The organism is Acinetobacter lwoffii, from assembly GCF_024129595.1.
Taxonomy (GTDB): Bacteria; Pseudomonadota; Gammaproteobacteria; order Pseudomonadales; family Moraxellaceae; genus Acinetobacter; species Acinetobacter lwoffii_O.
The window spans coordinates 91,598-114,340 of record NZ_JAMXXS010000008.1; the positions used below are offsets into that span (position 1 = coordinate 91,598).

A 22,743-nucleotide genomic window follows, 5' to 3' on the forward strand; every position below is an offset into this window, starting at 1 on the left:
ATCAGTGTAACGATCCCCATTTTTTGAAAATGTAAATAATTGTATGAATATCATAAAGTTTCACTGTTTTTGTTGAGTACTCATTTTACCAACACAAAATTTAAAAAATAAAAAAAGCCAGCCGAAGCTGACTTTTATAAAATTGGGATCATTTAAGCAGCAAAAGTTTGAACCACTTTACCCAGCACTTTTTGATTAATGAGCGGGGTATTTTTACCTTGTGACACGATGCTTTCTTTATTCAGGGTCCATTCCAGTTCCGGATCTAGCAGCACCCAGCCTGATTCATTTATCCATCGATCTGCCATTTGTGCAACACGAGCCGGAGCTAGGGTCACTTTTTCCACCCACTCCAGTGGAGTCAACAACCCCTCACGAATCAGTTGCAGACCAAAAGGCACATAGGTATCAAAAGCAGTGAAACCTGGCTGCGTTTCAGCAAACGGCGCCATTTTCGCAGAGCTGCTTAGCGGTTCATGATGAGTACAAATCGCATCAATCACACCTGATTTTACACCCTGACGCAGTAATTCTTTGTCCTGTTCAGAACGAAGCGGTGGACGCACATGTGCAAGAGAGTTAAATCCATCAATCAAATGATCAGTTAAATGTAACTGATGCATGGCCACATCACAGGTCACCGGTAAGCCTTTTTCCTTGGCAATACGGATCAATTCCACCGAAGCACCACAAGACAACAGACCAAAGTGTGCTCGTACTTTGGTTGATTCAATCATCAACAGATATTTGGCAATCGCCACGGTTTCAGCCAGTGCCGGAATCATCGGCAAGCCCTGACGTGATGCAATAAACCCTTCATGCACACAGCCGTCTTTGGCAATTTGTGGTTCTTCCGCATAGAACACCACCGTCAGGTCTAAGCCTGCAGCATATTCAAGGGTACGCAGTACCACATCATCATTGGCAAACGGCGCACTGGCATTGGAAACCGCAGTACAACCGCCCTTTTTCAAGCCCGCCATATTTGCCGGTTGTTGACCATTTAAGCCTTGGGTTTGCGCACCAATCACTTGAAGATAGATCCCACCATCCAGCATGGCTTTTTCGACCAGACCGTGAATCAGCGCACCATTATCTTGTACGATTGGCTTTGAATCGGGTGGCGTAAATACGTGCAAAATGCCATTTTCACGTGCCGCTTTTCCTTCAGACTTAAGCGTACCGTGTTGCTGTTGACCCGGTTCACGTAAACGCGCACACAAATCGACCATGGTTGGCATTAACCATTTGCCTTGACCATCAATCGTTTCAGAGACGTCTGCTGTTTCTGCAACGAATTTTCCATTTTCCAGATACACGGTCTGGATAGAATTAGTGTTTTGGATTGGATCAAGAACACGGACATTTTCAATTTTTACAATAGTCATGACTTATTCCTTAACCCGCAATCGCTTCAATCAAACCTTGTTCTTGTAACTGACCTTGCATCGATAAAGCCAACACCGCCATACGCACGGCAATACCATTGGTCACCTGCTTCAAAATCACAGATTGCGGACCATCCGCAATACTTGAGTCGATTTCAACGCCGCGGTTCATTGGTCCCGGATGCATCACGATACAATCCGGTTTGGCCATGGCAAGACGTTCTTTATTCAAGCCATACATTTTGTAGAACTCTGCTTGCGAGGCCAGTGCCGGAGAATCAATACGCTCGTTTTGAATACGTAAGGTAATGATCACGTCGCAGTCTTTGATGCCGTCTTCCATATTGTTAAATAGACGAACACCATCGCCATATTCTTCAAAACCCAATGGCAGCAAGGTATTCGGTGCAATCACCCGGATATCCTGGCAACCTAAAGTTTGCAAGGCAGCCACATCTGAACGCGCGACACGTGAATGCTTGATATCGCCAATAATGGCAATCGACATTTCTTCGAATTTTTTATTGGTTTCGCGGCGAATGGTCAGCATGTCCAGCATCGCTTGAGTCGGATGCGCATGACGGCCATCACCGGCATTAATAATTGCCACTGTTGGACAGACATCCTTGGCAATAAAATGCGCTGCCCCTGAAGATGAATGACGCACCACGAAAATATCGGCCGCCATGGCTTCCAGATTCCATAAGGTGTCACGCAGGGTTTCACCTTTGGAAGTACTCGAACGGGCAATATCGATATTGAGAACGTTGGCAGAAAGGCGCTTGGCAGCGGCTTCAAAGGTGGTGCGGGTACGGGTTGAATTTTCGAAGAACAGGTTCATCACCGTTTTGCCTTCGAGCAAATTATTGGTGATCAGCTGATTTTGGTCATTAAAAAAGGACTGCGCAGTGTCCAATATTTTTGTCAGGGTTTCTTTAGAAAGACCTTCGATGGTCAAGAAGTGTTTTAGATTACCTTCTTTATTGAGTTGAATCTGGCTCGGTGTATGCAATGCCGCCAAGTGCATGAGAGATTCCTTATGCGTTAAGTCAACATATTATACAGAGATTGGCGAATTTTTATAGTTGGCCACGCTGCTACTTGTACAAAAAGCATCTGAACAATAAAAATAGAAAATCAGATTCCTTTGTATTTTTTCAATAAGATAATTTAACCCAATTTGCATCTTGCTGATTTTAAGTACAAAACCAACGGGCGCTTCAGTCTGGAGCATTCACACCCATCTCAGGTTTAACGCAGTGCACCAATATACCGATGTGACACCTGTGCACGATAGATATCGTCTTCATCCGGTTCGACCGAGATCAGCCCTTCCTGCTGGATCGGGTGTGCAGATTCTGTTTGTGAGTCTTGTGCTGTTTCAGAAATCTCCAGTACCATTTTGAGGCGCTGGATCAGATGATTCAAATCTGGATCCTGGGTTTGCTCTGCCAGTTGAATCACATGCCGGGCATAATCCAGGTTCTCTGCCAGATAAATTGCATCAATTACCCGACCGGAAACCCGTCGTAAACGTGCATAAATTAAAGTGGCCACTGAAAAAGCGTCATGGTTGCGTAACTGATTCTCTAACATCTTAACCCCCATTATAAAATTGAAAAATCAGGCAGCCATCGCTCCCCATCGACTGACCGCCTGATTTGCCATGTATAGAGCAAAATGCATACCAGTTCCTCAATTTATAGTGTGAATATTATTTTTCTCTATCACATGCCACGGCCTTTCAGAGAATTTCAAAAGCTTTCAATATAAAAATACGGTAAACTTAGCGCAGTTTTTTATTTATCTTTTTTGGTCTCTCTATTATATGAATACCTCTCCACGTTTAAGCAATTATTGGGTCACCTGTGCCGATGGTCTGGAAACCTTATTAGAAGAAGAAATACAAGGCTTAGGTGTTCAGAATATTGAGCGTTTTCCAGGCCGTTTAACCTTTAAAGGTACACTGGAAAATGCTTATCGTATCTGCATGTGGTCACGTCTGGCTTCACGTGTCTTGATGCCGATCCACACGCATGAAATTGAATTTTCTCATGATGCCCGTGATGTGGCAGAAGAACTCTATGAAGGGGCTCTCAGCTTTGACTGGTCGCTGATTTTTGCACCACAAAGTACCTTTGCGATTCGTTTGCATGTCGAACGTGATATCAAGGTCAATACCCAGTTTGCGACTTTACGTGCCAAAGATGGTGTCGTAGATTCCTTTATGGAAGCCGTAGGCAAACGTCCAAGCATTGATACCAAACAGCCTGAAATTACCATGTATATTCTGGCAGGCAAGAAAGAACATACTTACTGCCTGGACCTGTCTGGCGACTCTTTGCATAAACGCGGTTATCGCCGCTTTATGACTGACGCCCCAATCAAGGAAAACCTGGCCGCTGCGATTCTACAAAAAGGCCAGCTTAAACAGATTAATCCAGACATCATTGTCGATCCAATGTGTGGTTCAGGTACCTTTATTATTGAATCCCTAATGATTTTGACCGACCGTGCACCGGGTCTGGTCCGTCGTTTCGGTTTTAATGGCTGGAATGGCCATGACCATGAACTGTGGATGAGCATCAAGGCCGAAGCTGCTGAACGTCATCAAGCGGCAATGGAAAATCCATTACCACAATTCTATGCCTTCGATGCGGACTGGGAAGCGGTTAAAGCCACCAGACAAAATATTATCGCGGCGGGTTTTGAAGCTGCTCTCGACAATATCATGATCGAAGAACGGACTTTAAATGACTGGCCTGATTTCCATGCAGAAGGCAAGAAAGTATTCTTCGTGACCAACCCGCCATATGGCGAACGTCTCGGCGATAAAGCGCAAAACCGTTCTTTATACCTGGGTTTATCGGCTTTATTGCAAAAGAATTTCCCGAATCAAAAAGCGGCTGTGATTGCCTCCCAAGTGGAACAGGCCGATGTGCTGGCGTTCAATGATCCGCAAATCCTGCGTTTGATGAATGGTAAATTGCCGATCTATATCCGCTTCGGTACGGTTAAACCGGCCGCAGTGGTACGTCCATTCCTAGAAAGCTGGCAGCCTCAGCAGTTTGAACCGATTGAAGGTGCGATGGAGTTTGCCAACCGTCTGACCAAAAATATGCAAGCTCTAAAAAAATGGGCAGTCAAGGAACAGATCCATTGTTTACGTCTCTATGATGCAGATTTACCTGATTTTAACGTCGCAGTAGATCTGTATGGCGAGCGTTTGCATGTACAAGAATATGCGCCACCTAAAACTATTGATCCGGAAAAAGCCAAAAAACGTTTCAACCTGGCCTTACAGGCCATTCGTGCCGTGACCGGTTTGGGCCGTGATGCGATCTTTATCAAGACCCGTGCACGTCAGGAAGGTAAAAACCAGTACACCAAACAAAGTACAGCATCCAAGCGTTTTATCGTTCAGGAAGGTCAAGCCAAGATTCTGGTCAACCTGACCGATTATCTGGATACCGGTCTGTTTCTGGATCACCGTCAAATGCGTTTACGTATTGCACGTGAAGCAAAAGGCAAACACTTCCTGAACCTGTACAGCTATACCTCAACGGCAAGTTTACATGCTGCTTTGGGTGGTGCTGCAAGTACAACCAGCGTCGATCTGTCGAATACTTATTTGAACTGGTCTAAAGAAAATTTTGTTCTGAACGGCTTAACCGTGGATCATGCGGATGAACAGCATCAGTTCTTTGCCTCTGACTGTTTCGAATGGCTAAAAGAAGGTCATGAGCAATATGAGTTGATCTTTATCGACCCACCAACCTTCTCAAACTCGAAGAAGTTCTACGGGACCTTTGATGTACAGCGTGACCATTTGTCCCTATTAAAACGTGCCATGAATCGCTTAACGACTGATGGTACCTTGTATTTCTCAAATAACTATCGCGGTTTTGAGATGGATGAAGAAATTCTAGCCTTCTTTGATGTTGAAGAAATCACTCAAGAAACCATTGGGCCTGACTTCAAGCGTAATCAAAAGATTCACCGTGCCTGGAAAATCCGTCATCCACAAGTGTAATTTGATGATGAATTAACTGTCTTTATCACGATTGATATCTTCTTTATTTTTCCTGAGGTGAGTTTTAAGCAATGCTTTAAAGCTCGCCGCAACAAGAATACAAAAGTGTTGTGATGCCCGAAGTTAAAAATAAGATTAAAAAAACCCAGCCTAGGCTGGGTTTTTGTTGCAAGGAGAACCGGTTTAGTTAAGTTTCATTTTTTCGAAGATTAACTCACCTGCTTCAGCTTTTACCAGAATGGTATCGCCCGGCTGGAAGTCTCCTGCAAGAATTTTCTGAGCCAGTCCATTTTCAATACGCTGCTGGATTGCACGTTTCAGTGGACGTGCACCATACAGCGGATCAAAGCCAGCATCGATTAACTGATCGAAGGCAGTATCGTCTACCGACAAGCGCATATCGCGTTCTGCCAGACGTTGACGTAAACGGTTCAACTGGATATCGGCAATACCGCGAATCTGGTCTTTTTCCAGCGCATGGAACACTACCAGCTCATCAATACGGTTAATAAATTCTGGACGGAAATGTTCCGATACCGCATTCATCACCACCGTACGGACTTCTTCTTTAGTGGCATTACCGCCCAATTCACGTACATCCTGCGAACCCAGGTTCGAAGTCATGACGATCACAGAGTTTTTAAAGTCCACTACCCGGCCTTGCGAGTCAGTTAAACGGCCATCATCCAGTACCTGTAGCAAGATGTTAAATACGTCCGGATGCGCTTTTTCGACTTCATCAAACAAGATCACACTATACGGTTTACGACGTACGGCTTCAGTAAGCACCCCACCTTCTTCATAACCGACATAGCCCGGAGGCGCACCGACCAAACGGCTCACCGAATGTTTTTCCATAAATTCCGACATATCGATACGCACCATGGCATCGTCGCTGTCAAACAGGAAGTTCGCTAAGGCTTTGGTCAATTCTGTTTTACCCACACCCGTTGGCCCCAGGAACAGGAATGATCCACTTGGACGGTTCGGATCTGACAGACCGGCACGTGAACGGCGCACCGCATTAGACACCGCAACTACGGCTTCATCTTGCCCTACCACACGGTTATGCAGAAATTCTTCCATATGTAGAAGTTTGTCACGCTCGCCTTGCAGCATTTTCGCCACAGGAATTCCTGTGGCTGCACTGACCACTTCTGCGATTTCATTGTCGGTGACTTTGTTACGCAGCAATTTTGGCGTTGCACTTTCATCGGCTTTTTCAGCCAGCTCAAGCTGCTTTTGCAACTCTGGAATCACGCCATATTGCAAACGTGCTGCCTCGCCCAGATCACCTTCACGTTGCGCTTTTTCAAGTGCTGTACGCGCCTGATCCAGTTTGATCTGTACGTCTTTATTGCCTTCGACCAGCGCTTTATCTGCGCGCCAGACTTCTTCTAGGTCATGATACTCTTTTTCAACTGTGGCGATCTGATCGGACAAGTATTGAATCTCAGCTTTGGCACCTGAGTCTTCATCTTTTTTCACCGCTTCCAGCTGCATTTTTAACTGAATCAGACGGCGTTCCAGTTTATCCAGTGCTTCTGGTTTAGAATCGAGTTCCATTTTGATGCGCGATGCTGCTTCATCAATCAGGTCAATAGCTTTATCCGGCAACTGACGGTCGGTAATATAACGATGTGACATTTTCGCCGCCGCAATAATCGCGGAATCCAGAATCTGTACCCCGTGATGGGTTGCATAGCGATCTTTCAGACCACGCAGAATCGCAATGGTATCTTCCACGCTTGGCTCATCGACCAGTACTTTCTGGAAACGACGTTCCAGCGCTGCATCTTTTTCAATATACTGACGATATTCATCCAGTGTGGTCGCACCGACACAGCGCAGCTCGCCACGGGCCAACGCAGGTTTCAGCATGTTACCGGCATCCATCGCGCCATCACCTTTACCAGCACCCACCAGGGTATGCAACTCGTCGATAAACAGGATGATTTCGCCTTCGTGTTTGGCAATATCTTTCAGAACGGCTTTTAAGCGTTCTTCAAACTCACCACGGTATTTGGCACCGGCCAGCAAAGAACCCAGATCAAGTGATAAAACACGTTTACCTTTGAGTCCTTCAGGCACTTCACCATTGATAATCCGCTGCGCCAGACCTTCGACGATTGCGGTTTTACCGACCCCTGGCTCACCGATGAGTACCGGGTTATTTTTGGTACGGCGTGATAAGACCTGAATGGTACGACGGATTTCATCATCACGGCCAATCACAGGATCAAGCTTGCCTGCCAACGCACGTTCAGTTAAATCAATGGTGTACTTATTCAGTGAATCACGCTGATCTTCATGATTATTGCTCATGACTTTTTCATCGCCTCGAAATTGATTAATCACTTGGCCTAAAGTCTCTGCCTTTACGCCAATACTATTTAATAAGGTTTTGGTATTTCCGGTTTCTGCCAGCGCCAACAGCACCCAATCCGTAGATAAAAACTCATCTCCGGCTTTTTGCGCAAAGCTGTCTGCCAGATGCAATACTTTTGCCGCTTCAGGACTGAGGTTGATATCTGCTGATGGATTGGTCAGGGTTGCCGCATTGCTCAATGCTGTTTGCAGCTTGGTTTGTAGCTCACGCAGATTAGCACCGGCCTGTTGCAGCAGGCTGACATTGGATGCTTCATCCATCAAGGTGGCCAAGATATGGATCCCATCAATGGAGGTATGATCCTTACTCATGGCCAGCGATTGCGCATCGGAAAGGGTTTGCTGCAGGCGATTGGTAAATTTTTCAAAACGCATTCTTGTTATTCCTCACAACAAATTTTCTACTTGATGGATATATGGGTGCACTTGATAAAATTTCAAATCATTTTTATATATTTTTCAAAAACTTAATATAAATATTAGACAGTCTTTAATAATAATATTGGTGTGATCAAATCATATTTCAAGTGAGGTTAGAAGAATTTTTAAGGTGAAGATAAACAATTCATATTTTATTTAATTTACTCTGCTATTTTTCGGCTTAGTAGAGAATAGAGAGATATTTTTAGTACGGTTGCAACCTTCCTAGTAATCGCAATACTTCACTCAAACCATGTTCTGTTTGCATTAGAGATCTTGGCGTTTGCTGATCCAAAAGCTTGTTAGGTGAATTGATAAACTGCCGCATCCAGCTCAAGTCTCCACCATGCAAGCTAAATAACTTTTGATAGATATTTACTAAAGCTATAGCTTTTTCGCCTGCTGTAGTATCTGGTTCTAATTCTTTTTCATTTATAACCAGAGATAATTCCGCCTCAGATAAACCCAGAATCAATGCAAGTTCGAATTCTTTCAGTTGCAACTGCTCAGCTAAGTTGAATACTGCTATAGCTAATACTTGGGATTTAGAAATACCTGTTTCACTATTCATTTTTATCAAATCATCTTGATGCGTCTTATTTCGATTATGCTGCTTTTATTGTTTTCCGGCCATGTTGTTTATCATCAAATTTAATTTCTCATAAAATTAAAACACCCTCGCTTGGAGGGTGCTTTAAAATAACAACACCATGATTATGGTGCCGGATTCGGTTGCTGACGGTGAATTGCCTCAATACCTTTCAGTATTTCCTCAGACAGATCAATTTCAAATGCCTGAATATTTTCTTTCAGCTGATCCAGATTGGTGGCACCAATAATCGTACTGGTCACAAAGAACTGCTGCTTGATAAAGGCCAAAGCCAATTGGGTAAGACTTAAGCCATGCTGTTCTGCCAGCTGGGCATATTGCTCGGTTGCCCATTCACTTTGCGGATTGCTATAACGGCTAAAGCGGGAGAACAGTGTTACACGCGCATTGGCAGGACGTGCACCATGCCGGAATTTACCGGTCAGATAACCAAATGCCAAAGGTGAATACGCCAACAAGCCCACACCTTCATAATGGGCAATTTCTGACATGCCGATTTCATAAGTACGGTTCAGCAGGTTATATGGGTTTTGTACACTGACAAATTTGGACAAACCTAATTTCTCTGCGAGGTGCAGAAATTTCATCGTGCCCCACGGGGTTTCATTGGAAAGACCAATATAACGGATACGGCCTTTTTTAATTTCATCCTGCAAGGCGGTCAGGGTTTCTTCGAGATCTGTCACGGTACGGTCTTCTGCCGCTTCAGCATTGCCATAACCCAGCTTGCCAAAGAAATTGGTTGGGCGTTGCGGCCAGTGCAGCTGATACAGGTCAATATAATCCGTTTGCAGGCGTGACAATGACTGGTCAATTGCTGCTGAAATTTCATCGGCAACGAAACGGGTTTTACCATCCCGGATATGGCTACCACCTTGCGAGGGTCCGGCAATTTTTGAGGCTAAAAAAAGTTTGTCACGGCCACCACGGGCAGCGATCCAGTTCCCGATAATACGCTCGGTAGCACCCTGCGTTTCAGGTTTTGGCGGTACCGGGTACATTTCCGCAGTATCCCAGAAATACACTCCCTGATCTAAAGCATAATCCAGTTGCTGAAAAGCCTGTTCTTGTGTGTTCTGCTCACCAAAGGTCATGGTGCCCAAACAAATTTCTGGCAAAAAAATGCCGGTATCCGCCAATGGTCTGAATTGCATAAAAACATCCTGTGAATTTTATTCAGTGAATTGAGATCAAGTGGGCTATAGCCTATCGGAATTATAAGGGAGACTTAAATCATCTTTTCTGAGAAGCTTGTTCTAAATTTTTATGTATTGAGTAATGACGCATAAAAAAAGCAAATCCGAAGATTTGCTTTTTAATATCTGGATTATTCGTCTATGGCACCATCTGCCACTGCTTCAGATGCTTCTTCTAATGAAGCATCAAAGATCAGGATGGCTTTACCATCGGTTTCGATCATGCCCTGCTCTTCCAGGGTTTTTAGTACACGTCCGACCATTTCGCGGGAACAGCCAACAATGCGACCAATTTCCTGACGGGTAATACGAATCTGACGGCCATTCGGCAAAATCATCGCTTCTGGCTGTGAAGACAGGTCGATCAGACAACGTGCAATCCGGCCTGAAACATCAATAAATGCCAGATCAGTGACTTTACGTGTGGTATTTTTCAAACGACGTACTAATTGAGCAAATACCGCATAGCTCAGATCAGGATATTGCTTGCTGATTTCGTGAAAGTTTTCATAGGTAATTTCGGCAATTTCACACACATCACGCGTACGAACTTCCGCAGTACGTTGTGGATTAACCTCGAATAGACCCATTTCCCCAAAGAAGTCACCCGCATTTAAATAAGCCACGACAATTTCACGATCATCATCTTCACGAAGAATGATAGATACAGACCCCTTCAGAATTAAATATAAAGATTTAGATTCTGATCCTGCATCAATGATCGTGGTACGTTTTGGATAACGATTAATATATGCACGTTTTAACAGTGCTTTCACGGATTCTGGTAATTGCCCCGGAGAAAGCGCATCAGTGCTTAATTGTGAAAAGTTTGAAGTCATGCTAACAGTTCCGATTATGGATAATTTATAGATCGCACAAGACCTAATGTGAACTTGTCACACAGTGGGATTGAAATTCCGTATCAACCCAATTTATGTTAGTGTACAGTTACTTGACAAATTTATAGCTTTTTTTAGGTAGTTGCAATGCAAACAAGCGTTCATTGGTTAGAGAATGTTGCTTTTGAAGCAAAAACTCAAAGTGGTCATAGCCTTATCATGGATGGTTCAGCTGAATACGGTGGTGAAAACCGTGGTCCCCGTCCTATGGAACTGCTTTTAACGGGTCTGGGCGGTTGTGCGTCTTTTGATATTGTTACCATTTTAAAGAAGGCTCGTCAGGATATTACCGATGTACGCTGCGAATTAAAGGCTGAACGTGCAGATACAATTCCGGCAGTATTCACGAAAATTCACTTGCATTTTGTAGTGACCGGCAAAGCGATTAAAGAGAAACAGGTCGCAAAAGCCGTAGAACTTTCTGCTGAAAAATATTGCTCTGCCAGCAAAATGCTGTCTGATGGCGGTGTTGAAATCACCCATGATTATGAAATAATCGAAGCAGAATAAAATCTAGATTCTGTAAAAAAAGCGGCTGGAAAAGCTGCTTTTTTTGTATCAGAAAATTGCCTTTTCTCAGAACCGCTGAACTGAATACTGATTGCCATCTTCAAAGCTCAAGATATTTTCTGGAAATCTTAAGGCGCCGAGTCGATGTCTGAACGCGACACCCTGTTGACGATCGAGATAGCGTTTACCCACTGAATAATCCACACAAAATACGTTTTGTTGCTGTCCATACCATTGCAGTGCATCGATCGATTTGAGTAAACCGGTTTTTTCTTCAGTAGATTTAAAGTTCCGCCAATAATGTCCAGTAATGACTGGAATTTGGTCGGTATAGCTGTCCCACCATGGCACGCGGTCGATCATCCGCCACCTTCCACCGGCATAAATCGGTTCTAAGGCGATTTTTTCCGCACCAGAAGTAATGACCCGAATCGGATTGTGCATTTGCTCACGTAGCTCTTTTTCTGCGAGATGTTGCAATAAAGGTAAAGTTGCAGCCGGGTCTTTGAACTGGTGTTGGTAGCGTTGCTGCTCTATCTGGATGAATTCATTAATACCTAAGGCTTGCAGATCCAGCGCTGTATGTTGAACGAAATCAGCATAGGCTTCGCCAAGCGAAGTAAAACCAGAATTGCGTAATTGATCAATTGATCCTTGATGCCAACAGGCATGCACAACACGCAGCTGCTCCGACTCCAAGGCCAACGGTAAGCTATTTAAAAAATCCAGAATCCATTGTCGATCTTTGATTGAGGCTTGGATTGAATCAAAAGGTTTCAGATCATCCTGATGCGGTGAACCAAAAAACCAGCCATTGCCTTCCCGCAAAGTATCGGTCAACAAGTTCAATTCATGATTACCCATCACACATTGTGCATAGCCTTCATCTACCAGCTGTTTGACGCGTTTAATCACCGCAACACTGTCTTGCCCCCGGTCACACAGATCACCGACAAAAATTAGTTTTCGCTGCTCTGGATGATGACCATTCCGGTCATAGCCTAATACCCGGATCAGTTGTTCCAGCGCGGCAATCTCACCATGAATATCCCCTACGATATCCACGGGGCCAGTGAAAGCCTGCTGTATAAATGAGTACTTCATTTATGCATCCTGAATTAAGTCTAAAACAGAATATATCCTTATGAGTATGCTTTAAATTTATGTAGATCTGAATACAGAATGAATCATCATTTAAATAATTTAATATTTAGTAATGTAATTCCCTACACCTACATGAAATTAATTTCAGTCTGATTCAGGCAAAAAAGCATGTGCTCTCTCAAAGATGACCCATGCTTATAAGGAAAGTTTTAAGACTTAAAATAATTCAATGGCAATTTTAAATAAGACATCCCATTGGCTTCAGGTTCAGGAAACTGCCCTGCTTTCATATTGATCTGAATCGCCGGTAGAATCAGCTTAGGCATACTCAGTCCTGAATCTCGCTGGTTGCGCATCTGAGCAAATTCAGTTTTGCTGATTCCCTGATGAATATGGATGTTCTGTGTTTTCTGCGTCTGGATATCAGATTCACACACGTACGATTCACGTGTTTCAGGCAGATAGTCATGACATAAAAAGACCCGGGTATCTTCTGGCAACTGAAACAGGCTTTGTACCGAATCATAAAGCTGTTCTGCGCTGCCTCGCGGGAAGTCACAACGTGCTGTACCATAATCTGGCATAAACAGGGTATCACCCACAAAAACCGCATCACCAATCACATAACTCAGACAAGCAGGCGTATGTCCCGGTGTTGGAATGTTATAGGCTTTCAGTGTTCCGATTTGGAACGACTCATGATCTTCAAATAAATAATCAAAGAGCTGCTGAGCCTTCCATTGTTTGATATCCAGATGATAAATCGCGCCAAAAGTTTCCTGAACAATACCAATTTTCTGGCTCATGGCGATCTTGCCACCTAACTCAGCTTTGAGATATTGTGCTGCAGTTAAATGATCAGCATGGACATGGGTTTCGAGAATCCACTCGACCGTTAAACCCTGCTTTTTAATATAGGCAATAATCTTATCGGCATGAATAGTGGATGTACTTGCTGATGCCGGATCGTAATCCAGAACGCTATCAATAATGGCGCAGGCTTTGGTCGCAGGATCACGTATAACATAACTGAAGGTATTGGTATCTTCGTGAAAAAAATCTTTTACTATAGGTAAATTTGACATCGTTAAGCTCCTGACCATTTACGGTGAATCCATACACCCACCAGCATTGCTACAATAAAATAGAGCACTTGATAGTGGCCCAAACCGATCAAGGTGAAACTTGGCGCCGGACAGATGCCGGCAATCCCCCAACCTGCACCAAATAAAACCGCACCCGTGATCAGCTTCTTATCTATTTGATTATCTTTAGGTAAATCAATAGGTTCATTAAATACTGTTTTCGGTTGCGCCGTACGTAATGCTTTCTGGAAGGGAATAAAGGCCACCACAATCGCCCCCATCATGACAAAGGCCAGACTGGCATCCCAGTCGCCAAACAGATCCAGGAAATCGAGTACTTTTTCCGGATTGGACATGCCCGATACCATCAGACCCACAGAGAACAGTGCACCAAATAAAAAGGCAAACAGATTTTTCATTTTAGAATGCTCCTGTGAGATGACGGATAATATAAACAGCGACAAAACCTGCAAACATAAAAGTCATGGTCGCGATAATAGAACGCTTAGACAGGCGACTGATGCCACAAATTCCATGACCACTGGTACAACCCGAACCCAGACGTGTCCCAAAACCCACCAGCAGACCTGCCACAATCATCATCAGTGGGCTGGCGTTCAATTCGATTTCAGGTTGTACAAACAGACCATAAATAAACGGTGTGAGGATCAAGCCTGATAAAAACCAGATTGCAGGTGTTTTAAACATGGTTTTTGAGTTTAATACTTGCCCAATCAAGCCACTGATCCCTGCAATACGGCCATTGACGTAAAGATAGCCAACTACGGAAAGCCCGAGCATTAAGCCGCCAATAAATGCGATGAGGAAGTCATGCATGATGAATTAATCCCTATACAATATACTTTTTTATATTATATAATAAAAAATATTAATCAAGCAGTTTTATGGTAAATTATGTAAACTGCACGGGCTACATCAAAAGTTGTGAGGACATTTATGGATATGATTGCTGAAAATGCCAAAATTGATTTTTCTCAAGTCGATTTCGTCAGCCAATGCCTAAAAGTTTTGGCCAATCCTGACCGTCTGAAAATCTTATGTGGCCTGGTCGACGGGGAAATGAATGTTCAGGAAATTGAAGAATCCACTGACATTCATCAACCTACACTTTCACAACAACTGACTGTCCTACGTAAGGCCGACATGGTCAGCACCCGACGTGAGGGTAAACAGATTTTCTATCGTCTGAGTGATCCCAAGGTCTTGAGCCTGATGCAAAAGCTGTACGAGCTGTATTGCGCCTAGCCCTGCTCTTAGTGCAGTTAAAAAATTCAATACAACCAAAAACCCTAGAGATTTTTTGAAATAAAAATTCTTAATTTTCAATATCGCATACAGATATAACCAATTCAAATCACATCCTTTGTTTATACAAAGAACTTTTTCTTCAACAAAAACCCTCGATGTATTCCCAATGTTTTGATCAGGCGATCACAACGCACTTTTAATTTTTAGCATAGGGACAGGTATAAAAATAATAAGACCCCTCTATGAAAACAAAAACGCCAGAGGTAAAGATCACTTGATGCAACTGGGACCTGTCATCAATTAGCTTAAGAAAATCTAATCTGTCCTCATTATTTTTTCATGACTAAACGCTATGCATTAACAGATGATCAGTGGGAACAGATTAAGGATCTGGTGCCCGGACGAGCAAGTACTGTTGGAGACTTCCAAAGACAGCAGGCTATTTGTTGAAGTAGTATTGTATCGGTATCATTCAGGTATTCCGTAGCGAGATTTAGCAGAACGCTTTGGGGATTTTAGAATCGTGCACACTCGCTTTAGCCCTAAAAATCCGGAATCATCACGTCCTCACAGTTCTGATTAATTTTTTAAAAATTTCCTTTCGATGCCCAGGCTTGCGCTAAACTCAAAGCATCTTATCGCACCGTAATGCACTGTTATGGAATTCAAGGCCTGGTATCAGCTTCGTAGATTTATTTATGACAATTTGCATAATGAAGAACACGAAAGCATCTTAAGTCGCGTCATCAATATATTTCTGATTATATTGATTATTGGGAATACTGCTGCCGTTTTACTTGAATCAATCAATGACCTCTATCAATCCTATCAGCTGCTGTTTGATGCCTTTGAATTATTCTCGATCTTTATTTTTACCCTGGAATATTTATTAAGATTTTGGGCCATTGCGGAAAAAGACCCCTTTGAAGGTGCATGGAAAAACCGATGGTTATGGATCCGTAGTGGCGGTGCCATCATTGACCTGTTGGCGATTCTCCCGGCCTATATTAACTTCTTTGTGCATCTCGATTTACGCTTCCTGCGAATCCTTCGATTATTCAGATTACTCAAATTAACCCGTTATTTCGTCTCCCTGCAGATTTTATTGCGGGTGATCAAGCGCGAAAAGGGCTCATTTCAGGCGGTTATTTTTATCCTGCTGATCATGATCATCATCGCGGCGGCTGGAGTATATGTGGTTGAAAATAAGGCTCAACCAGAAGTCTTTAGCTCCATCCCTGCATCCATGTGGTGGGCAGTGGTGACACTGACCACGGTCGGCTATGGTGATGTGACACCAATCACCCCCTTAGGCCGCTTTCTAGGGGCTTTAATTACTATTTTAGGGGTGGGTCTGGCAGCGCTTCCTGCGGGTATTCTGGCAAATGGTCTGGCCAATGAGCTGAGACAGCGCAAGCACAAACTGGAATTAAGATTTCGTGAACTGCTCGATGATGCAGAAATTGACTTAATTGAAGATCAAGAAAAAATTGAAATTTTACGTAAAGAAGTCGGACTGAGCAAAGAACAAATGCAGGATATCCTGTTAGAACTTATTCATGAGCGTAAGAAAGAACAACTCGAGCAGGAAAAAAACAAATATTTCTTCTGTCCACATTGTGGGCATAAGTTACCTGATTAAATTCGAACGTCAATGCAAGCGTATCATCACGAGCATCAGACCATTGGGTATGACGCTCGTTGCAGACAGATACTATTCACTCAATCCACTCGACTGAATCAGGATCAAATCCTCTCAGGCCAAAAATGCAGCGATGTCTTCCGCTACTGCCCGAGCTGTCCGGGAAACCCCGACCAGCGTGGCCGAAGCAGCACCGGTCCATTCTCCATAGCCCACCAGCCATAAATTTGGTACCTGAACAGAGCGGCCATTCTGAACCGCAATGGTACGGTTCTGCTTGATAATCCCAAGACTACTGAGGTGATTCAGCGCCGCCTTAAATCCTGTACACCAGATCACCACATCCACATGCGCTGTGCTGCCATCTTCCCAAATCACGCCATGTTCTGTAAAAGCTGAAAATGGAGGCCTGCTCTGCAAAATGCCTCGCTCACGTGCATCTTTAACTGAATCAATCATGACAATATCACCCAACCCCCCAATGGGCTGCTCAATCTTTCTACCTTCCTGCTGGGCTTTCAGGCGCTCAGTCGCCCTTAAGAACAGGACACGGCCATCGACATCATCTGCCAGAAACTGCGGCGGTGTCTGGGTGATCCAAAGCGTTTCGGCCACCTGAGATACTTCTGCCAAGATTTGTGCACCAGAGTTACCGCCACCCACCACCATGACTTTCTTGGTTTTAAATAACTCAGCATTTTTATAATCTGCGGAATGCAGTTGTACGCCCTGAAAATGCTCACGGCCGGCATACTCGGGAATAAATGGTTGGCTCCATGTCCCTGTAGCGCTTACCACCGCTTTGGCTTTCCAGGATTGTTCCCCGGCATAAACCTCTAAATACTGGCCCTTACTTTCCACGCGTTCCACACGCACCGGACGAACTACAGGAAAGTGATAGCGCTGCTCATAGGCGGTCAAATAATCGATCACCTCATTGCGGGTCGGATAGGTCTGTTCGGTCGCCGGCATCATCCAGCCTGACAGCGAACTCCAGCTATTCGGGGAGAAAAGGCGCAAGGACTCCCAGGCATGCTGCCAGGCACCTCCAGGCTGAGGCTGATCATCTAGGATGATAAACGGAATGTTCTTACGCTTTAAGAAATAAGCCGTGGACAAACCGGCCTGTCCACCACCGATGATGATCACATCAACTTCAGCTTGTAATTGAGCCAAAATATTTCCCCCCTTCTTTATTGTCATCAAATAAAAACCCAGCCTGCTTATCAGACTGGGCGTATTTCATAAAATTTTCAAGCGTTTAAATTAGCCTTCCATTGCTCAAGATACTTTTCAGTCTCTCTGATCACCTAGAATTTATAAACTACGCTGATTTACCCGTTTGGAAAGCTCTTCAGCCGATTCCTTGCGTTCCGAATAACGGTTGGTCAAATAAGCACTTTGCCCACGGGTTAGTAAAGTAAACTTATACAGTTCTTCCATCACATCGACAATCCGGTCATAGAATGCTGATGGCTTCATTCGTCCATCTTCTTCAAATTCCAGGAATGCTTTTGGAATTGAAGACTGATTTGGAATCGTGATCATCCGCATCCAACGCCCCAAAACACGCATCTGGTTCAGACTATTAAAGGACTGTGATCCCCCACTGACTTGCATCAAGGCAAGGGTTTTTCCCTGAGTGGCACGAATTGCACCCCCTGCCAGAGGAATCCAGTCAATCTGGGATTTAAAGATGGAACTCATAGAACCATGGCGTTCCGGTGAACACCACACCATACCTTCAGCCCATGCCAGAAGCTCATGCAGTTCTTTTACTTTTGGATGTTCAGTATCAGCATCTTCCGGTAAAGGTAGCCCTTTGGGATGGAAGATTTTGACTTCTGCCCCAAAATATTCAAGGATTCGACCAGCTTCAAGAACTGCAAGGCGACTGTAAGAACGTTCCCGATTAGACCCATAGAGCAGTAAAATCCGAGGAGGATGAGCTAGTTCTTTGGCTTGGACTTTTTCAAAGGTGGGTTGTTCAATAAGATTTGGATCTACGTTAGGCAGGTTCATCGGATCAAGCCTCTTTAAAATATTTCTTTCTTAGCCACAGTGAAACACTCACTAAAGCAATTAACACAGGTACTTCAACCAATGGCCCAATAATCGTGGTAAAAGCAACCGGCGAAGCGATACCAAAAGTTGCAATAGCGACTGCAAGTGATAATTCAAAATTATTTCCAGCCGCAGTAAATGAGATTGCAGCAGTTTTTGGATAATCATTGCCCATCCATTTACTCATAAAGAAGCTAATAAAGAACATGGCCACAAAGTAAATGATTAAAGGAATCGCGATGCGTAAAACTTCCAGTGGAAGACTTACGACATCCCCCCCTTTTAAGCTAAACATCGCCAAAATCGTAAACAGCAAAGCCATCAAACTCAGCGGGCTGATTTTTGGAATGAACTTGTTTTGATACCATTCTACGCCTTTTTGTTTCACCAAAATTAAGCGCGTTAAGAAACCCAATAAGAACGGAATTCCAAGATAAACCAGAACAGCATGGGTAATGGTCCAGAAGCTAAGATTGATCACTTGAGCTTCAATACCAAAATATGGCGGAAGGAAGGTCAGGAATAACCAGGCATAGGTACTGAAGAATAAAATCTGGAAAATACTGTTAAACGCCACCAATGCTGCAACATATTGGTTATCACCACAGGCCAGACCATTCCACACCAGTACCATGGCGATACATCGAGCTAAACCAATCAGGATCACGCCTGTCATATACTCTGGATAGCTATGCAAAGAAATCACAGCCAACGCAAACATCAGTACCGGAGCAATCAACCAGTTTTGAATTAAAGATAGCGTCAGGGTTTTCTTATCCTTAAACACTTGCGGCAAGGTCGCATAATCCACTTTTGCCAGGGGTGGATACATCATCAGAATCAGACCAATCGCGATTGGAATATTGACTGAATTAATACTGAATTGATCCAGAGCAACCGATGCTTGAGGAAAAAAGTTTCCTATGGCGATGCCTAACGCCATGGCAATAAAAATCCAGAGCGTCAGGTTGCGATCTAAAAAGGACATGCGTTTTTCAGACATGTGACTTACTCAACATTCGAAATTTGATTAATCGCTGCAATCAATTGCGAGCGAGAAAGCTCATTTACGTTAAGTTTAAACAAAGCATCCAGGCGACGATTGATATGTTCAACAGTGCTCATAAAGGCTTTCATTTTTTCTTCTTTATCCACCTCTAAATGGGACGGATCAGACAGGCCCCAGTGCGCCTTGATCGCTCCGCCAAGATAAAGAGGACACGCTTCCTGTGCTGCCGCATCACAGACGGTAATCACCACGTCTAGCTGATACTGTTCACAGGCATCAATGCTTTTGCTGGATAAGCCTTCAGTCGACAAGCCCAGATTGTGCAGGGTTTCAAGCGTCAAGGGATGCACCTGACCGGAAGGTTTGCTGCCGGCACTGTAAGCGACCCAGCCTTCTGGCGCACGGCTATTGAACAACACTTCAGAGAGAATGCTGCGGCAACTGTTCCCCGTACATAAAAACAAAAATTTCATGAAAACTTACTCGCAATGGCTCTGAATCGATAGAGCGGAAGAATCAAATAAAACCGGAACCTCACTAGCTTTTAGCACGTCCAGAATTTCAAAACACCAGGCCGGCAATTGCTGATTAATGCTGTAGTACACCCACTGGCTTTGCCGGCGATCGTTGAGTAAACCACAAGAACGTAACAAGGCCAGATGACGTGAAATTTTCGGCTGGCTTAACTGCAGTTTATCGGTCAGATCACAGACGCATTGCTCTTTGTTTTGTGCAATTAGCAGGACAATACTGAGACGTGTTTCATCAGATAAACATTTAAAAAACTGAACGTGGTCCATAATTGCTCCCATTTTTTATGCAAATATACACATATCCATATATATGGTAAAGATGACCTGTCAAAAATGATATCCAGATCAGAATATGCCTACCAGAAAGCGCTCGCTTGAACAATTTCCCGCTTTTTCCGATATAGATCATCGTCAATGTGTTTTTCAGATAAAAAAGCTCCAATCAAGTTGAAGCTTTTTCGCATGGGGGGACACTTTATTTTACCCGATTGCCCTGTTCATCCACGATGATTTCACCGTCTTCTTTGGCAAAGGCAGAATATCCAGTACCACTTCCGATGGACGGCATAATCGGGTTCCAAACTCGGTAACCACCAACGGGCGATTGATCAGGATCGGATGTTGCAGCATGGCATCCAGCAGTTTCTCATCGCTCCAGCCGGCATCATCCAGATTCAGCTCGGTGTAGGGATCGACATTTTTACGGAGCACTTCACGAACCGTCAAACCGGCATCCCGAATCATGTTGACCAGCTGATCTTTCGAGGGTGGCGTAAGCAGATATTCGATCACTTCCGGCTCAATTCCCGCATTGCGAATTAACGCCAGCGTATTGCGTGAGGTGCCACAGGCCGGGTTATGATAAATTTGGACTTTTGGCATTTGATTCATGAGCTTCCCTCTTATCAATGAATCATAGTTTTATATATGAATATACGCATATTCGCAATATAAAATATATGTGCTTTATGAATAAAATCTGAGATGAGGACTCTAAAACCATTGGAAACAGTTTCAAAATGAGGCTGTCTTATGTCTAGGATACTGGGAGCAGTCCAGTTGATCCGGATGCTTATTACGGAGACATGCAATCTGATGACATTATTATGGTTCGTTACGGTGATGATGCTACTTTCAAAAATTAGTTATTGAGACAAATGGAAAAAGATATCTTCAGGCTCTAAGTCCAGAGTTCAAGCCAAATATTATTGAGTTAAACAACCAATGTATATTTGTAGGTCAGGTAGTTAACTATATACGCTATGTTTATCGAGCGAGAACAAGATTTAGAAAGAATTAACAAAAGCCAATATATTCAGCGTTGTCTAAATTGATAAAATCGCCGTTTTCTACAGAAAATTTAAGATTGTTAAGGATTGAAGTGAATATTCAAAATGATTTACCAGAACTAAGTAATTACAGTGAGTTAAGCAGTAAAGAGCAATTAACTATCCATCAAATGCTTATTTCGTACGTACGCTCAGATCACCTCTATAATATTATCTTGACCCATAATGTTGAACCTTACGACTTAGTTAAACTTGTAAGTATTAGTTTTGAGAATAGAGATGCTGCTATCTGGGTTCATTTTGAAACTATTACAGCTGAGAGACTGACAATGCCTCTCGATTTTATTTCAAGAATAGAAGTATGTAATTACGAAGTTTTTTAAGACTAGAATCGAGTCCCCCTAGCGTGGGGATTTATGTTAAATAAGATCTAAGCCAAAATAGAAATACTCCTGGTAACATACATAAGAAGCCAGCAGCTTTTGCAGCCATATAATTCTTGACCTTTTTATGGGAAATATGTGGTCTAAAAATTATCCCTGTAAAACATCATATAAATCCTATAATTATTAGAAACGATGACATGATTTTAATCTCTTATTTTTCTAAGTTCATATTAAACAATCCGATATGTACGAGTTCTCTTTTATAAGATTCTCTATATAATTCAAAGTTAAATAACAATAAACTTTATATTTTTTCTTATATGTGAAGCTTATCCCAAAAAATTTAAAGGAAACTATATACCAGCTCTTATAAGATTGTCCCCCCCAATGCGTACAATGAAGATAAACTGTTGAATGATTTGGATAAATCACTAAATTAATATAAATATTATTATAATATAAAGGGTTAGACACTTTTCCTTTCGACTTTACAATTTCCTTTCGTTGTTAATAATTAAGATACATTTAAAATGCTTCTTTAGAACTATAATTTTGAAAATTTTTTGGTAGCTTCGATTCATTATGACTTTTTATATATTTCTAATACTTATGAATATCGCAGCTATAATGGCAGTGATTGCATTTTTTCATAAGTAATAAGAAAATTACATCTTGGTATTTCTAACCGCAGGCTAATTTTAAATTTCATTATAAAAATAAATTTCTTTAAGTATTATTTTTAGTATAAATTTCACACATTTCTATATAATACCTATTTTAGGCTCCCGTTTATAAGAATTACTCATATATTGGGTATTTCGCATATATATTAGACCTCTTGCGAAAGTAAAAACCACCTCAATATAAATTTCATGAGATATCAGAAATTAAATCGTTTTTCAGATTCTGAATTCAAAC

The 22,743-nt window shown here is 42.9% G+C and carries 21 protein-coding genes and 3 pseudogenes; 7 read left to right on the plus strand and 17 right to left on the minus strand.

Annotated features, from left to right (window positions below; all coding sequences use genetic code 11):
* Window positions 1–152: 152 nt before the first annotated feature.
* From NI466_RS06280 to NI466_RS06290, 3 genes are all read right to left on the minus strand, one after another.
* Window positions 153–1,388 (minus strand): dihydroorotase, encoded by a 1,236-nt coding sequence (locus NI466_RS06280; RefSeq protein ID WP_004280133.1) that lies wholly within the window; start codon window positions 1,386–1,388, stop codon window positions 153–155.
* Window positions 1,389–1,398: 10 nt separating this feature from the next.
* The gene (locus tag NI466_RS06285; protein WP_004280134.1) at window positions 1,399–2,415 is read right to left on the minus strand and encodes an aspartate carbamoyltransferase catalytic subunit; all 1,017 of its coding nucleotides are present in this window, start codon (window positions 2,413–2,415) and stop codon (window positions 1,399–1,401) included.
* 224 nt (window positions 2,416–2,639) lie between these two features.
* Window positions 2,640–2,984: a hypothetical protein gene (locus NI466_RS06290; protein WP_005251424.1), complete on the minus strand. Its 345-nt coding sequence runs from the start codon at window positions 2,982–2,984 to the stop codon at window positions 2,640–2,642.
* A gap of 232 nt (window positions 2,985–3,216) precedes the next feature.
* Here NI466_RS06290 and rlmKL point away from each other — a divergent pair, with 232 nt between their 5' ends.
* Window positions 3,217–5,421 carry a bifunctional 23S rRNA (guanine(2069)-N(7))-methyltransferase RlmK/23S rRNA (guanine(2445)-N(2))-methyltransferase RlmL gene (rlmKL, locus tag NI466_RS06295; RefSeq protein WP_071850358.1) on the plus strand — a complete coding sequence of 735 codons (2,205 nt, stop codon included), beginning with the start codon at window positions 3,217–3,219 and terminating at the stop codon, window positions 5,419–5,421.
* A gap of 183 nt (window positions 5,422–5,604) precedes the next feature.
* Here rlmKL and clpB read toward each other — a convergent pair whose 3' ends face one another.
* From clpB to crp, 4 genes are all read right to left on the minus strand, one after another.
* Window positions 5,605–8,184 carry an ATP-dependent chaperone ClpB gene (gene clpB / locus NI466_RS06300; RefSeq protein WP_253173104.1) on the minus strand — a complete coding sequence of 860 codons (2,580 nt, stop codon included), beginning with the start codon at window positions 8,182–8,184 and terminating at the stop codon, window positions 5,605–5,607.
* Between the two features lie 250 nt (window positions 8,185–8,434).
* On the minus strand, window positions 8,435–8,800 hold the full coding sequence (locus tag NI466_RS06305) for an antitoxin Xre/MbcA/ParS toxin-binding domain-containing protein (protein WP_004280138.1): 366 nt from the start codon (window positions 8,798–8,800) through the stop codon (window positions 8,435–8,437).
* Between the two features lie 143 nt (window positions 8,801–8,943).
* Entirely contained in the window at window positions 8,944–9,993 is a 1,050-nt protein-coding gene (locus tag NI466_RS06310) for an NADP(H)-dependent aldo-keto reductase (protein WP_004280140.1), read from the minus strand.
* Window positions 9,994–10,166: 173 nt separating this feature from the next.
* A complete protein-coding gene (gene crp / locus NI466_RS06315) occupies window positions 10,167–10,874 on the minus strand; it encodes a cAMP-activated global transcriptional regulator CRP (protein WP_004280141.1) in 708 nt (235 codons plus the stop codon).
* Window positions 10,875–11,021: 147 nt separating this feature from the next.
* Here crp and NI466_RS06320 point away from each other — a divergent pair, with 147 nt between their 5' ends.
* Window positions 11,022–11,444: an OsmC family protein gene (locus NI466_RS06320; protein ID WP_004280142.1), complete on the plus strand. Its 423-nt coding sequence runs from the start codon at window positions 11,022–11,024 to the stop codon at window positions 11,442–11,444.
* Window positions 11,445–11,510: 66 nt separating this feature from the next.
* Here NI466_RS06320 and NI466_RS06325 read toward each other — a convergent pair whose 3' ends face one another.
* From NI466_RS06325 to NI466_RS06340, 4 genes are all read right to left on the minus strand, one after another.
* Window positions 11,511–12,548, minus strand: a complete 1,038-nt coding sequence (locus NI466_RS06325) for a metallophosphoesterase (RefSeq protein WP_253173106.1) — start codon at window positions 12,546–12,548, stop codon at window positions 11,511–11,513.
* 209 nt (window positions 12,549–12,757) lie between these two features.
* The gene (locus NI466_RS06330) at window positions 12,758–13,633 is read right to left on the minus strand and encodes an MBL fold metallo-hydrolase (protein WP_253173108.1); all 876 of its coding nucleotides are present in this window, start codon (window positions 13,631–13,633) and stop codon (window positions 12,758–12,760) included.
* A gap of 2 nt (window positions 13,634–13,635) precedes the next feature.
* A complete protein-coding gene (locus NI466_RS06335) occupies window positions 13,636–14,052 on the minus strand; it encodes a DUF6691 family protein (RefSeq protein ID WP_253173110.1) in 417 nt (138 codons plus the stop codon).
* A 1-nt stretch (window position 14,053) separates the two neighbouring features.
* Window positions 14,054–14,470: a YeeE/YedE family protein gene (locus NI466_RS06340; protein WP_253173112.1), complete on the minus strand. Its 417-nt coding sequence runs from the start codon at window positions 14,468–14,470 to the stop codon at window positions 14,054–14,056.
* Window positions 14,471–14,590: 120 nt separating this feature from the next.
* Here NI466_RS06340 and NI466_RS06345 point away from each other — a divergent pair, with 120 nt between their 5' ends.
* The 3 genes and pseudogenes from NI466_RS06345 to NI466_RS06355 all read left to right on the plus strand — a co-directional run bounded on the left by NI466_RS06345 (window position 14,591) and on the right by NI466_RS06355 (window position 16,544).
* On the plus strand, window positions 14,591–14,899 hold the full coding sequence (locus tag NI466_RS06345; RefSeq protein WP_253173113.1) for an ArsR/SmtB family transcription factor: 309 nt from the start codon (window positions 14,591–14,593) through the stop codon (window positions 14,897–14,899).
* A gap of 342 nt (window positions 14,900–15,241) precedes the next feature.
* A pseudogene (locus NI466_RS06350) lies at window positions 15,242–15,386 on the plus strand (IS5/IS1182 family transposase); the annotation flags it as partial.
* A 174-nt stretch (window positions 15,387–15,560) separates the two neighbouring features.
* A complete protein-coding gene (locus tag NI466_RS06355; protein WP_044112915.1) occupies window positions 15,561–16,544 on the plus strand; it encodes a potassium channel family protein in 984 nt (327 codons plus the stop codon).
* 114 nt (window positions 16,545–16,658) lie between these two features.
* Here the strand turns inward: NI466_RS06355 and NI466_RS06360 are convergent, their stop codons facing one another.
* From NI466_RS06360 to arsC, 6 genes and pseudogenes are all read right to left on the minus strand, one after another.
* Entirely contained in the window at window positions 16,659–17,720 is a 1,062-nt protein-coding gene (locus NI466_RS06360) for an ArsO family NAD(P)H-dependent flavin-containing monooxygenase (RefSeq protein WP_253173114.1), read from the minus strand.
* Window positions 17,721–17,861: 141 nt separating this feature from the next.
* A complete protein-coding gene (gene arsH, locus NI466_RS06365; protein ID WP_004280163.1) occupies window positions 17,862–18,566 on the minus strand; it encodes an arsenical resistance protein ArsH in 705 nt (234 codons plus the stop codon).
* 4 nt (window positions 18,567–18,570) lie between these two features.
* The gene (gene arsB / locus NI466_RS06370; RefSeq protein WP_071850369.1) at window positions 18,571–19,611 is read right to left on the minus strand and encodes an ACR3 family arsenite efflux transporter; all 1,041 of its coding nucleotides are present in this window, start codon (window positions 19,609–19,611) and stop codon (window positions 18,571–18,573) included.
* A gap of 5 nt (window positions 19,612–19,616) precedes the next feature.
* On the minus strand, window positions 19,617–20,090 hold the full coding sequence (locus NI466_RS06375; RefSeq protein ID WP_004646560.1) for an arsenate reductase ArsC: 474 nt from the start codon (window positions 20,088–20,090) through the stop codon (window positions 19,617–19,619).
* Between the two features lie 6 nt (window positions 20,091–20,096).
* Window positions 20,097–20,417, minus strand: a complete 321-nt coding sequence (locus NI466_RS06380) for a metalloregulator ArsR/SmtB family transcription factor (protein WP_004646559.1) — start codon at window positions 20,415–20,417, stop codon at window positions 20,097–20,099.
* A gap of 208 nt (window positions 20,418–20,625) precedes the next feature.
* Window positions 20,626–21,041, minus strand: a pseudogene (gene arsC, locus NI466_RS06385) (arsenate reductase (glutaredoxin)).
* 167 nt (window positions 21,042–21,208) lie between these two features.
* Here arsC and NI466_RS06390 point away from each other — a divergent pair.
* Together NI466_RS06390 and NI466_RS06395 are read left to right on the plus strand one after the other, a co-directional pair.
* A pseudogene (locus tag NI466_RS06390) lies at window positions 21,209–21,450 on the plus strand (S24 family peptidase); the annotation flags it as partial.
* An 81-nt stretch (window positions 21,451–21,531) separates the two neighbouring features.
* Entirely contained in the window at window positions 21,532–21,822 is a 291-nt protein-coding gene (locus tag NI466_RS06395) for a hypothetical protein (protein ID WP_004280169.1), read from the plus strand.
* Window positions 21,823–22,743: the final 921 nt, after the last annotated feature.